The following is a 12512-nucleotide window of genomic DNA, read 5'->3' as shown; positions in this document are numbered from 1 at the left end:
CAGGATGAGCAGCCTCAGACAGCGGCAGCCGTATTGCCACCTGCCGCCAGGCCCGTGGGCGGCGTATCGGACGTATCCGACGGACCCTGAGGCGTCTTCGGGGGACGCGGAGGACGGCCCTCGATGATGTCGTTGATCTGGTCGGCGTCGATGGTTTCCCATTCGAGCAGCGCGGAGGTCATGACTTCGACCTTGTCGCGATTGTCTTCCAGGATCTTGCGCGCAACGCTGTACTGCTCGTCGATGATGCGGCGGATCTCGGTGTCCACCTTCTGCATGGTGGCTTCCGACATGTGCGTGGTCTTGGTGACGCTGCGGCCCAGGAACACTTCGCCTTCGTTCTCGGCATAGACCATCGGGCCCAGCTCGTCGGTCATGCCGTAGCGCGTGACGATGTCGCGGGCGATGGCGGTGGCGCGTTCGAAGTCGTTCGAGGCGCCCGTCGTCATCTGGTCCATGAAGATTTCTTCGGCGATGCGGCCGCCGAACAGCACGGCAATGGTGGACAGCAGACGACCCTTGTCCATGCTGTAGCGGTCGGTCTCAGGCAGCTGCATGGTCACGCCCAGCGCACGGCCGCGCGGGATGATGGTGACCTTGTGGACCGGATCGGTCTTGGGCAGCAGGCGGGCGACGATCGCGTGGCCGGACTCGTGGTACGCGGTGTTCTTGCGTTCCTCTTCGGGCATCACGATGGAGCGGCGTTCCGCTCCCATGATGATCTTGTCCTTGGCCTTTTCGAAGTCGGACATGTCGACCGTGCGGCCATTGCGGCGGGCGGCGAACAGCGCGGCTTCGTTGACCAGGTTGGCCAGATCGGCGCCCGAGAAGCCCGGGGTGCCGCGCGCCAGCACGGTCGCATCGACGTTGGGCGACAGCGGAACCTTGCGCATATGGACCTTCAGGATCTGCTCGCGGCCGCGGATATCGGGCAGCGGCACCACGACCTGGCGGTCGAAGCGGCCCGGGCGCAGCAGCGCGGGATCCAGCACGTCGGGACGGTTGGTCGCGGCGATGACGATGACGCCCTGGCCGGACTCGAAGCCGTCCATTTCCACCAGCATCTGGTTCAGCGTCTGTTCGCGTTCGTCGTTGCCGCCGCCCAGGCCGGCGCCACGCTGGCGGCCGACCGCATCGATTTCGTCGATGAAGATGATGCAGGGAGCGTGCTTCTTGGCGTTTTCGAACATGTCGCGCACGCGGGCCGCGCCCACGCCGACGAACATTTCAACGAAGTCGGAACCCGAGATGCTGAAGAACGGCACCTTGGCTTCGCCCGCGATGGCCTTGGCCAGCAGCGTCTTGCCAGTACCCGGCGAGCCGACCATCAGCACGCCGCGCGGAATGCGGCCGCCCAGCTTCTGGAACTTGCTGGGGTCGCGCAGGAAATCGACCAGTTCCTGGACGTCTTCCTTGGCTTCGTCGCAGCCGGCAACGTCGGCGAAGGTGATCTGGTTGGTGTTCTCGTCAAGCATGCGGGCGCGCGATTTGCCGAAGCTGAACGCTCCGCCCCTGCCGCCGCCCTGCATCTGGCGCATGAAGAACACCCAGACGCCGATCAGCAACAGCATGGGGAACCACGACACGAAGATGCTCATCAGCAACGACTGCTCTTCGCGCGGCTTGCCCGACACCTGGACGCCATACTTCAGCAGATCGGAGACCATCCAGAGGTCGCCCGGCGAAGTCAGCGTGTAGGCGCGGCCCGCGTCAGGGGTGACGTACAGCACGTCGCCCTGGACGTCGACCTTGCGGATACGTCCCGCCTTGGCGTCGTCCATGAACTGCGTGTAGGTCACGCCGTCCTGGGTCTGAGCGCGTCCGTCGAACTGTTTGAAGACAGTGAACAGCACGAGGGCTATCACCATCCAGACAGCGACTTTCGAAAATGAATTATTCAAGGTCGATCTCCTGCTTTCGATTCCGACCGGCGACCGCGCACCCGCATATGGCACAGTCACAAGTATGTCAATAGCTCATTCTACCCTGTCAGACCAGATTGCGTCCCGGGATGCCTGAGCCCCTCTGAGTTTTGTCTTATTCGCGAATTTTCTGGTCGTTGTCCCGGCAGGCTGTAGGTTTTTCGAATCCGAGGCGGCGCGCCCCGGACCCGGGCTACTTCAGATCGCGCGCAACCAGAAAGGTTTCGGAGGATTTGTCCCGCGATGCCTTCGGCTTGCGTTCGACCACCCGCTTGAAGCGCTGCTTGAAGGATTCCACGATCTGCGAAAAGCCGCTGCCGTGGAAAGCCTTGACGATCAGCGCCCCGTTGGGCTTGAGGTGGGCGCAGGAGAATTCCATCGCCAACTCGCACACATGCTGGATGCGCGCGGAGTCGGCAATACCCACCCCTGACAAGTTGGGGGCCATGTCGGAAATAACAAGGTCCACCGCGCGCGATCCGACCATGTCTTCCAATTGTTTCAAAACTTCATCTTCGCGGAAGTCGCCCTGGATGAATTCAACGCCCGCCACGGGTTCCATGGGCAGGATATCGAGCGCGATGATGCGTCCGTCCACGACCCCGCCCGGCCCCGCCAGGCGCTCGCGCGCCACTTGGGACCAGCTGCCGGGCGCCGACCCCAGGTCGACCACGAGGTCGCCCCGGCGCATCAGCTTCTCGGTATCCAGGATCTCGATCAGCTTGAAGGCGGCGCGGGCCCTGTAGCCCTTCTGTTGCGCCAGCTTCACATAGGGATCGTTGATGTGCTGGTGAATCCAGTCTTTAGAGAATTTATTCTTGGCCATTACCGTACAATTCCACGCATGCCTATATTAGAACTTACCTCTCGTGAGCGCAGCGACCTTCGGTCCGCCGCTCACCCTTTGCGCCCCGTCGTCCTGATTGGCGACAATGGCCTGACCGAAGCCGTGCTCAAGGAAATCGACCTGGCGCTGACTTCGCATGGCCTCATCAAGGTGCGCGCCGGCGGCGACGACCGCGAGGCCCGCGACGCAATGCTGTCGACCATCTGCGACACGCTTTCCTGCGCCCCGGTGCACCACCTGGGCAAGACGCTGATCCTGTTCCGCCCGCTGGCCGGCAACATCAAGCCCGCCGCGCTGGCCGCCATGGAACCCGAACGCCCTGCCAAGCGCCGCGCCTCTGAGCCGCACACGCCCAAGAAGCTGGCCGCCGAAGGCAAGACCCTGGCCAAGCGTCCGCGCCGCAGCGAATCCGAAGAGCCCAAGCCGAAGACGCGCTTCGTGCCCCAGGACCAGCTCAACAAGAACGGCAAGCCCATGCGCCCTGGCACCAGGAAGACCACCGCCAGCGGTCACGGCATTCCCCGCCGCGCCGGCAGCGCGCTCAGCCTGCGGGCCGGAGCACGCAGCGGCACCAGCCGCAAGTCGACGAAAAGGTAAGTGCAGGCACAAAAACGGGCGCTTTACGCGCCCGGTCCACCATAGCGATCCGCATTAAACCGCGGAATTCAGTCGAACGCACGGTTCGGACTATGGTGTTTTGACAACTTCCAGCTTACTACGTTGGCGTCAGATGTAGCGCACGCCCAGGACTTCATACTCGCGAACGCCAGCCGGGGCCTTGACCTCGACCACATCGCCTTCGCTTTTGCCGATCAACGCGCGCGCCACCGGGCTGGACACGGAAATCAGGTTCGACTTGATGTCGGCTTCAACGTCGCCGACGATTTGGTACGTCACACGATCGCCCGAGTCCAGGTCCTCGATGTCGACGGTGGCGCCAAACACGGCGCGGCCTTCGGCATCCAGGGCGGTAGGATCGATCAGGTGGGCGTTGGAAAGCGTGCCTTCAAGCTCGGCAATCCGGCCCTCGATAAAGCCTTGGCGCTCGCGAGCAGCGTCGTACTCGGCATTTTCCGACAGATCACCCTGCGCACGCGCTTCAGCGATCGCGTTGATAACGGCAGGACGTTCCACGGTTTTCAGCCGCTGGAGCTCTTCTTGCAAGCGCTCGGCCCCGCGCACGGTCAAAGGAATGGCAGACATGTCGTTTCCCAAACAAAAGTAGAAAACGCCCCGGACGGAGCGTTCTCGGTGAAGGTCGGAATCCTGGCGCGCGCAGGCAGCCGGGTAAAAGCAAAAACTGGCGAGCGGCGCGGACGACCAAAACAAAACCCCGGCTCGGGTCGGAACCGGGGCAATCAAGGTCATATTGTGGTCAAAGTCCACGGGAATTGCAAGCCGCCGGAGAAACCGCTGTTTTCGCCGCATTTCGCCGCTGTAACCCGCTAAAACCCGTCATTTTTTTCAGTTTTTCCTGATCCGCCCGATAGCCGGATGGGGCAGGCCGCAATCGCGCTCCGCAGCGCAGGTGTGGCGCAAAAACTACTCTTCGATAGTTTTTTGCAACAGCCGAGGCTTACCTATCAAAAACGCCAGCAAAAACGGACTGAATCAGTATAAAACAACAAATTGTGTCATTCATGACAATTTAATACATTGAAATCACTGCCGATTGGCCGGGCTGCTGATCGCAAGCACGTGCCAGGCGCAGGAGTCTTGTTTTTGCGGGTAGTTGCAGTGGAGGCGGACGCATCGCAGCCACCCGGCGCGACGTTCGCCATTCCGCCGCTCGGCGGGCGGCCTGGGCCGTTCCTTCGCACGACGGATCGCGTTCAAGAACGAGGAGCTCTCATGCTGGAAAAATTGAAAGTCCGTACTGGAATGCTGTTGGTGCTGGGCTGCTTCGTCGTCGCCCTGGCGCTGGCTTGCGGCTTGAGCTGGATGAACGCCGAAAAAAGCGTGACCGAGATCAAGGACCTGAACAATGTCGCGGTCCATCAGGTCGACCCGCTCTACGAAGCCAACGCCGCCCTGCTGCGCGCGCGACTGGCGCTCGGCGCGGGCATGGCTGCCATGCAGGCCGGCGGCATGGACCAGGCCGGGCTGGCCGGCGACGAAGCCGCCAGCCATCTGAAGCAGGCGCGCGAGCGCTTCGCCCGCTACATGGCCGTCCCCAAGAGTCCTCGCGGTCAGGAGCTGGCCCAGACGCTGCAGGGACGCTTCACCGAGTACGCCGCCATCCTGGACACACTGGAATCCGACCTCAAGGCACGCTCGCCTGCCAAGTACCGCCAGGACGAGGGGCGGCTGCCCCAGGCAGACGCCTACTTCATGAAAGACATGCAAGCCTTCCTGGCCCGGGTCCAGGAGCGCAGCAACGGCGTGCTGGCAAGCTCGGAGCAAACCTACTCCACCGCCCGGATCTCGGCGGTCGCGCTGATATCCGCCGCCCTGCTGCTGACGGCATTGTGCTGGACCTTCATCCGGCGCGCCGTGCTGCGTCCGCTGCAGGAGGCCGGCAGGCATTTTGACCGCATCGCGGCCGGCGACCTGACGAACCGCGTGGAAACCCGCTCCAACAATGAGATTGGCGTCCTGTTCGCTTCGCTCAAACGCATGCAGGAGGGCCTCACCCGCACGGTGACATCCGTGCGCCAGGGGGTGGATGAGATCAATGTGGGCGCGGCGGAAATCGCTGCCGGCAACTCCAACCTGTCAGTGCGTACCGAAGAACAGGCCGCGGCGCTCGAAGAAACCGCATCCACCATGGAAGAGCTGGCGGTGACCGTCAAGCAGAATGCGGAAAACGCCGCCCAGGCCAATCAGTTGGCCGCGGTCAGCATGGACGTGGCGCAGCGCGGCGGCCAGAACGTGGAGCAGGTGGTGGCCACCATGCACGGCATCTCGGACAGTTCGCGGCGGATCGCGGACATCGTGTCCGTGATCGATGGCATCGCCTTCCAGACCAACATCCTGGCGCTGAATGCCGCGGTGGAAGCCGCGCGCGCCGGCGAGCAGGGCAAGGGCTTTGCCGTGGTCGCGGGCGAAGTCCGCACCCTGGCCCAGCGCGCGGCGCAGGCCGCCAAGGAGATCAAGACGCTGATCGAAGCTTCGGTGGACACGGTCGCCGCCGGTTCGGCCCAGGTCGCCGCAGCCGGGCAGACCATGCAGGAAATTGTGGATTCCGTGCAGCGGGTGGCGGCGATCATGGCCGAGATCTCGGCCGCTTCGACGCAGCAAGCCGGCGGCATAGACCAGGTCAGCCTGGCAATTTCGCAAATGGACGAGGTGACCCAGCAGAACGCCGCGCTGGTCGAGGAAGCGTCAGCGGCGGCAGCCGCGATGGAGGAACAGGCGCGGCGCCTGGCGGAAGCCACCGCAGTATTCAAGACGCAATCCGGACAGGTGATCGAGGCGGTGCCGGTGGCCGTGACCGCCACGGCCTCTGCCACGAGGCTGTCGGGCACCTAGGCGCGCTGGCCGGCCACGCGCGCGACGCCGGGTCCGCGCGTGGTCGCGCCGCTTACTTCCTGCGGCGCAGCAAGGCGTACAGGATGATGGCGCCGAAGGTGGCGGTGCCGATGCCACCCAGCGTGAAGTTACCCAACTTGACCGTGAAGTCGCCCGCGCCCAGCACCAGCGTGACCGCAGCCACGATGAGGTTGCGGTTGTCGCTGAAGTCCACTTGGTTGACCACCCAGATACGGGCGCCGGCAATGGCGATCAGGCCGAACACCACCACCGACATGCCGCCCAGCACGGGCCCCGGGATCATCTGGATCAGCGCGCCGAACTTGGGCGAGAAGCCCAGCACGATGGCGATCAGGGCGGCGACCACGAACACCAGGGTGGAATAGATGCGCGTGACCGCCATCACCCCGATGTTCTCGGCGTAGGTGGTGACGCCCGTGCCGCCCACGGCGCCGGACACCATGGTGGCGACCCCGTCGCCGACGAAGGCGCGGCCCAGATAGCGGTCCAGGTCCTGTCCGGTCATGGCGCTGACGGCCTTCACGTGGCCCAGGTTCTCGGCCACCAGGATGATGGCGACAGGCACGATCAGGCCCATGGCCTCGGCCTTGAACACCGGCGCGGCGAAATGCGGCAAGCCGAACCAGGCCGCGGCGGCCACGCCCGAAAAGTCGATGGGCTTGCCCAGCCCCATGCCGTTGGCCAGGATGCCGTACACCACGCAGGCCAGGATCATGCCGACCAGGATCAGCAGGCGCTGCACCATGCCCCTGGTGAACACGGCGATGCCGCCCACGCAGAGGATGGTGACCATGGACATCACGCTGTCGAAACCGGATGCGCCCATCGCGCCCTTGGCGGCGATCGGGGCCAGGTTCAGGCCAATGACCGCAACCACCGCGCCCGTGACGACGGGCGGCATCAAGGTGTCGATCCAGTTCGCGCCGCCGCCGGCGCGCGCGTTGACAAACCAGACGATCAGGCCGATCAGCGTGTAGGCCAGGCCGCAGGCGATGATGGCGCCCAGCGCGACGCCGATATTGGCGTTCGCCCCGCCGCCGGCATAGCCGGTCACCGCGATCACGCCGCCGATGAAGGCGAAGCTGGAACCCAGGTAGCTGGGAACGCGTCCGCCCACGAACAGGAAGAAGATCAGCGTGCCGATGCCTGACATCAGGATGGCGACGTTCGGGTCAAAGCCCATGAGCAGCGGCGCCAGCACGGTGGAGCCGAACATGGCAACCACGTGCTGGGCGCCCATGGCCACGTTCTTGGGCCAGGACAGCCTTTCGTCGGGCGCGATGATGACGCCGGGCTCGGCGTCGTCCGCCAGGCGCCAGCGCGGAAAGTAGGAATTGGACATGGATATCCCAAAGTAGGTGTTGGGTGTGAGCGGGCGCCAGTGTAAAGGGGGCCGCAAACAGGGGGCAATGCTTAAGTTCACCGTCAGAATGCCGTACTAGTGAAAACCCCGAAATCCTCATAGGCGGCAGGAGCAATCATGGCGATCGATCCCATCAGCGGCAGTTCCCGAATCAACAGCCTGGCCGACCTCTGGGCCCAGAAGATCCAGGCCAACAAGGAAGCCAAGAGCGCCTCGGACGCGGAAGCGAGCACGGTGTCCACGGACGGCAAGATCCGCGTCAACAACCCAGGCGGCCTGAAAATGGGCAACGTGCAGGAAGCCAAGGAAACCGAAGACTCCAGCAACGACGACGCCTACACACGCCAGATCAAGGAACTGCAGAAGCAGCTCAAGCGCGTGATGGACCAGATCGCCAAGGTCAAGGCCAGCAGCATGCCGGCCGAAATGAAGGCCCAGCAACTGATGGCGCTCAACGCCCAGGCGATGCAGATCCAGCAGCAGATCACCGCAGTGATGGACAAGCAGGCCCGGGCCATGCAAGGCGGCATATCCGCCACGGCCTAGCGGGCAAGGCTCGGCGCCCCGCCCGGCCGGGGCGCCCGCATTGATGGCGCGCATCAAAATTTGTGATTGGACGCTGCCCAGGCCGGCCAGTACTGTCTCCGGACAAATCTAAAACTACGGAGACAAACCATGCATGCAATGCGCACAGCCCTTGCAGGTGCGGTGCTGGCCGTTTGCGCGGCCCCTGCCCTGGCAGGCACCGTCACGGTGATCACGTCGTTCCCCAAAGACCTCACCCAGGCCTACAAGACGGCCTTCGAAAAGGCCAATCCCGGCATCACGCTGGAAGTCCTGAACAAGAACACGGTATCGGGCATCGCCTATGTGCGCGAAACGCCCGCCGGCCAGCGCCCCGAGGTGTTCTGGGCCAGCGCGCCCGACGCCTTCGAAGTGCTGGGCCGCGACAAACTGCTGGCAAGTTCCACCGACGTCGCCAACAAGCAGGTGCCTGACAAGATCGGCAACTATCCCATCAACGATCCGGGCGGCATGTATTTGGGCCAGGCCCTGGCCGGCTACGGCATCATCTACAACACCCGCTACATCGCGGCGCACAAGATCCCTGCGCCGGTGGAATGGAAGGACCTGCTGTCGCCGCAGTGGTTCGGCCATGTCGGGATCACCTCGCCGTCGCGCTCGGGCACCATGCACCTGACGGTGGAAACCATCCTCCAGGGCGAAGGCTGGGACGAAGGTTGGAGCACCTTGCTGCGCATGTCGGGCAACAGCAGCGCCGTGACCGAGCGTTCGTTCGGCGTACCCGACGGCGTGAACAACGGCCAGTTCGGCGCCGGCCCGGTGATCGACTTCTTCGGCCTGTCCAGCAAGTATTCCAAGTTCCCGGTCGAATTCGTCTACCCCTCCGAAACCGCCATCGTGCCGGCCAACATCGCGCTGATCGCCGGCGCGAAGAACTCTGAGGAAGGCAAGAAGTTCATCGCCTTCACCCTCAGCCAGGCCGGGCAGGAACTGCTGCTGGAGCCCAAGATCTCGCGCCTGCCAGTGCTGCCCTACACGGCGCTGGCCGGCAAGATTCCCCAGGGCTACCCCGACCCCGCCGAAATCGCCAAGCGCAGCAAGGTGCAATTCAACGCCGACCTGTCGCAGTCGCGCTATTACGTGGTGCAGTCGCTGTATGACCAGACGGTCACGTTCCGCCTGAAGGAACTGCAGGCCGCCACCAAGGCCATCTACGACGCCGAAGCCAAGCTGGGCGACAAGGCCAAGAGCGGCAAGGCTGCCGAACTGCTGGCGCAGGCCCGCAAGCTGACCTGGGCGCCGCTGATCGACGGAAAGAAGGCCGCCGACCCGGCCTTCCTGGCGATCTTCGCCGGCAACAAGAAGGACGCCGCCGTGAACCAGCAGATCACCCAGCTGGAAGGCGAATGGAACGGCCGTTCCAAGGCGAACTACGAAGAAGCCGTAAAGCTCGCCAAGCAGGCCGCCGCGCTCTAGGCCGCCACACCCGCAGGACGCGCAGTGGACGGGCCGGTCCCGTCCGCTGCCGCGGTTTTCCCCTGGCAACGATTTCGGGAATCTCGATGAATTCTTCGGGCCACTCGCGCCTGCCCGTCGGCCCCCTGCTGACGGCGCTACTGGTGTTCGGTTTTCTGCTGCTGTTCCTGGCCGTGCCGGTGGGCACGGTGTTCTACAGCGCCTTCGTGAACGCCGACGGCAGCTTCACCATGGGCCACTTCGGCGCCTTCTTCAACCAGCCGCTGATGAAGGAAGCCTTCTTCAACAGCCTGTACGTGGCGGGCTGGTCGGCGCTGCTGGCGTCCCTGATCGCCGTGCCGCTGGCGTACTTCACGGTGCGCTTCGATTTCCGCGGCGCGCTGCTGATCCAGACGCTGGGCGTGCTGCCGCTGATCATGCCGCCCTTCGTGGGCGCGGTCGCGATGCAGCTGATCTTCGGCCGCTCGGGCAGCGTGAACCTGCTGCTCAATGACTGGTTCGGCTTCACCATTCCGTTCATGGAAGGCCTGAACGGCGTCATCTTCGTGGAAGCGCTGCACTACTTTCCCTTCATCCTGATGAACCTGGTGGTGGCGCTGCGCAACATCGACGGCGCCATGGAAGAAGCGGCCTTCAACCTGGGTTCGCGGGGCTTTCGCCTGTTCCGCCGCGTGATCTTCCCGCTGGCCCTGCCCGGCTACGTGGCTGGCGCCTCGCTGGTGTTCGTCAAGGTGTTCGACGACCTGGGCACGCCGCTGGTGCTGGGCACCACCAACATGCTGGCGCCGCAAGCCTATCTGCGCATCACGCAGGTGGGCCTGGAGGACCCGTTGGGCTATGTGATCAGCGTGATCATGGTGGGCTTCTCGATCCTGGCGTTGTGGCTGTCGGCACGGGTCCTCAAGGGCCGCGATTACTCCACCCTGCAGAAGGGCGGCGGCTCCATCCAGAAGCGCAAACTGCGCCCGATGGAGAGCGTGCTGGCCTATGGCTGGATCATCCTGGTGCTGCTGCTGGTGCTGTCGCCGCACATGGGCGTATTGCTGCTGTCGCTGGCCAGCGTCTGGAGCTTTGCGCCGCTACCTGACGGCTACACGCTGGCGCATTACGCCGCGGTGTTCTCCGAGTCGCAAGGCATGATCGCCAACACCCTGCTCTATTGCGGCCTGGCCGCCGGCGTGGACGTGATCCTGGGGACTGCCATTGCCTACCTGATGCTGCGCACCCGCTTGCCGGCGCGCCAGTGGCTGGACTTCCTGGCTTCCGCGGCGCTGGCGATTCCAGGCATCGTGCTGGCCATCGGCTTTCTGCGCACCTTCCGCGGCATAGAGCTGCCCGGCACGGGCACGTTGCTGACCTCGTCGTGGATCATCATCATGATCGCGTACTCGGTGCGCCGGCTGCCCTACGCCCTGCGTTCCTGCGTGGCCTCGCTGCAGCAGATCAACATCTCGCTGGAAGAGGCGGCGCAATCGCTGGGCGCGACGCGCATGAGCACCATACGGCGCGTGGTGGTGCCGCTCATGGCGGGCGGCATGCTGGCGGGCTTCGTGACCAGCTTCGTGACGGCGGCCGTGGAACTGTCGGCCACCATCATGCTGGTGACCAAGGATAGCCAGGCGCCCATGAGCTACGGCATCTATCTGTACATGCAGAGCGCAGCGGGGCGGGGTCCCGGCGCCGCGCTCGGCGTCCTGGCGGTGGCCGCGGTGGCCATCGGCACGTATGTCTCGCACCTGCTGGTGGAGCGCGCCCAGTCGCGCCAGCGGCCGGCTCGCAATGAAGGGGAATCCGCATGAAGAAAGTCAGCGTCGAATGCCGCAACATCCGGCTGTCCTATGGCAAGACGGAAGTGCTCAAGGACGTCAACATCAGCATCGAACCCGGCGAGTTCTTCGCGCTGCTGGGCCCCTCGGGGTCGGGCAAGTCCACGCTGCTGCGGCTGATCGCCGGCTTCAACCGGCACAGCGCCGGGCAGTTGCTGGTGGACGGCAAGGACATCAGCGGCACGCCGCCCTGGAACCGCAACATCGGCATGGTGTTCCAGAACTATGCGCTGTGGCCGCACATGACGGTCTGGGACAACGTGGCCTTCGGCCTGGTCGAACGCAAGCTGCCGCGCGCCGAGATCCATGCCAAGGTGGAGGCCGCGCTGGACCTCGTCGGCCTGTCCCAGTATGGCAAGCGCCGCCCCAACCAGCTTTCCGGCGGGCAGCAGCAGCGCGTGGCCCTGGCGCGCACCATCGTGATCGAGCCGCAGGTGCTGCTGCTGGACGAGCCTCTGTCCAACCTGGACAAGAAGCTGCGTGTGCAGATGCGCCAGGACCTGCTCAGCCTGCAGCGCCGGCTTGGCATCACCACCATCTTCGTCACCCACGACCAGGAAGAGGCCATGACCACCGCCGACCGCATGGCGGTGCTGGACCATGGCGTGGTCCAGCAGATCGGCGCGCCCAGCACCTTGTTCGACTATCCGGTGAACCGTTTCGTCGCCAACTTCGTGGGCACGATGAACGTGCTGGAAGGCGACGTGCGCGAACGCACCAGCGGCAGCGTGGTGCTGGCGGTGGAAGGCGTGGGCGACCTGCACCTGCCGCTCACGGGCGAAGCGCCCGCCGCTACCCGGCTGGCGGCCAGCTTCCGCCCGCACACGGTACAGATCGAAATGGCGGACGGGCTGGGCGACGCGCGCTATGTGTGGCTGCCGGGCATCGTGGAAAGCAGCGAGTTCCTGGGCGAGTTCACCCGCTATCAGGTGCAGATCGGCGAGCAGCGGCTGACGGCGGACCAATCGCATCTGGCCGGGCTGTCGCCCTTCCCCATCGGCGCTCCGGTTTCCATCGGTCTCGAACCTACCCAAGTGCGGCTCCTGGCGGCCTAAACTCGG

Annotated in this window: 10 protein-coding genes; 6 read left to right on the top strand and 4 right to left on the bottom strand. The window is 64.5% G+C overall.

Features of this window, described 5'->3' with window-relative positions; genetic code table 11:
- Positions 1-14: 14 nt before the first annotated feature.
- A complete protein-coding gene (gene ftsH / locus IB268_RS07935; RefSeq protein WP_054451363.1) occupies positions 15-1901 on the bottom strand; it encodes an ATP-dependent zinc metalloprotease FtsH in 1887 nt (628 codons plus the stop codon).
- Between the two features lie 214 nt (positions 1902-2115).
- Positions 2116-2748, bottom strand: coding sequence for an RlmE family RNA methyltransferase (locus tag IB268_RS07930; protein ID WP_054451364.1), 633 nt, complete (start codon positions 2746-2748; stop codon positions 2116-2118).
- Between the two features lie 18 nt (positions 2749-2766).
- On the opposite strand from IB268_RS07930, the gene IB268_RS07925 reads away from it, so the two are divergent.
- The gene (locus tag IB268_RS07925) at positions 2767-3366 is read left to right on the top strand and encodes a YhbY family RNA-binding protein (RefSeq protein WP_054451365.1); all 600 of its coding nucleotides are present in this window, start codon (positions 2767-2769) and stop codon (positions 3364-3366) included.
- 129 nt (positions 3367-3495) lie between these two features.
- On the opposite strand, the gene greA is transcribed toward IB268_RS07925, so the two are convergent.
- Complete coding sequence (greA, locus tag IB268_RS07920) at positions 3496-3972, bottom strand: transcription elongation factor GreA (protein WP_054451366.1); 477 nt, start codon at positions 3970-3972, stop codon at positions 3496-3498.
- 648 nt (positions 3973-4620) lie between these two features.
- Between greA and IB268_RS07915 the strand changes: the two genes are divergently transcribed.
- On the top strand, positions 4621-6240 hold the full coding sequence (locus IB268_RS07915) for a methyl-accepting chemotaxis protein (protein WP_192354051.1): 1620 nt from the start codon (positions 4621-4623) through the stop codon (positions 6238-6240).
- 52 nt (positions 6241-6292) lie between these two features.
- On the opposite strand, the gene IB268_RS07910 is transcribed toward IB268_RS07915, so the two are convergent.
- Complete coding sequence (locus IB268_RS07910) at positions 6293-7603, bottom strand: solute carrier family 23 protein (protein WP_054451368.1); 1311 nt, start codon at positions 7601-7603, stop codon at positions 6293-6295.
- Positions 7604-7741: 138 nt separating this feature from the next.
- On the opposite strand from IB268_RS07910, the gene IB268_RS07905 reads away from it, so the two are divergent.
- From IB268_RS07905 to IB268_RS07890, 4 genes are all read left to right on the top strand, one after another.
- On the top strand, positions 7742-8170 hold the full coding sequence (locus IB268_RS07905; protein WP_119450612.1) for a hypothetical protein: 429 nt from the start codon (positions 7742-7744) through the stop codon (positions 8168-8170).
- 129 nt (positions 8171-8299) lie between these two features.
- Complete coding sequence (locus IB268_RS07900) at positions 8300-9625, top strand: ABC transporter substrate-binding protein (protein ID WP_054451370.1); 1326 nt, start codon at positions 8300-8302, stop codon at positions 9623-9625.
- A gap of 86 nt (positions 9626-9711) precedes the next feature.
- Positions 9712-11424 carry an iron ABC transporter permease gene (locus tag IB268_RS07895; protein WP_054451371.1) on the top strand — a complete coding sequence of 571 codons (1713 nt, stop codon included), beginning with the start codon at positions 9712-9714 and terminating at the stop codon, positions 11422-11424.
- Positions 11421-12506, top strand: coding sequence for an ABC transporter ATP-binding protein (locus tag IB268_RS07890; RefSeq protein ID WP_054451372.1), 1086 nt, complete (start codon positions 11421-11423; stop codon positions 12504-12506). Before IB268_RS07895 ends, IB268_RS07890 begins: the two co-directional genes overlap by 4 nt.
- The last annotated feature ends 6 nt before the right edge of the window (positions 12507-12512 follow it).

Origin of the sequence: Achromobacter sp. ACM01 (assembly GCF_014851745.1) — a bacterium.
Taxonomy (GTDB): Bacteria; Pseudomonadota; Gammaproteobacteria; order Burkholderiales; family Burkholderiaceae_B; genus Achromobacter; species Achromobacter aegrifaciens.
The sequence above is the reverse complement of the archived record's forward strand: the minus strand, read 5'-3'. Positions and strand labels throughout refer to the sequence as shown.

Excerpts from the sequence above, each read along its gene's own strand:
- IB268_RS07930 (WP_054451364.1), bottom strand. The coding sequence starts at position 2,748 with ATGGCCAAGAATAAATTCTCTAAAGACTGGATTCACCAGCACATCAAC.
- IB268_RS07925 (WP_054451365.1), top strand. The coding sequence starts at position 2,767 with ATGCCTATATTAGAACTTACCTCTCGTGAGCGCAGCGACCTTCGGTCC.
- greA (WP_054451366.1), bottom strand. The coding sequence starts at position 3,972 with ATGTCTGCCATTCCTTTGACCGTGCGCGGGGCCGAGCGCTTGCAAGAA.
- IB268_RS07915 (WP_192354051.1), top strand. The coding sequence starts at position 4,621 with ATGCTGGAAAAATTGAAAGTCCGTACTGGAATGCTGTTGGTGCTGGGC.
- IB268_RS07910 (WP_054451368.1), bottom strand. The coding sequence starts at position 7,603 with ATGTCCAATTCCTACTTTCCGCGCTGGCGCCTGGCGGACGACGCCGAG.
- IB268_RS07905 (WP_119450612.1), top strand. The coding sequence starts at position 7,742 with ATGGCGATCGATCCCATCAGCGGCAGTTCCCGAATCAACAGCCTGGCC.
- IB268_RS07900 (WP_054451370.1), top strand. The coding sequence starts at position 8,300 with ATGCATGCAATGCGCACAGCCCTTGCAGGTGCGGTGCTGGCCGTTTGC.
- IB268_RS07895 (WP_054451371.1), top strand. The coding sequence starts at position 9,712 with ATGAATTCTTCGGGCCACTCGCGCCTGCCCGTCGGCCCCCTGCTGACG.
- IB268_RS07890 (WP_054451372.1), top strand. The coding sequence starts at position 11,421 with ATGAAGAAAGTCAGCGTCGAATGCCGCAACATCCGGCTGTCCTATGGC.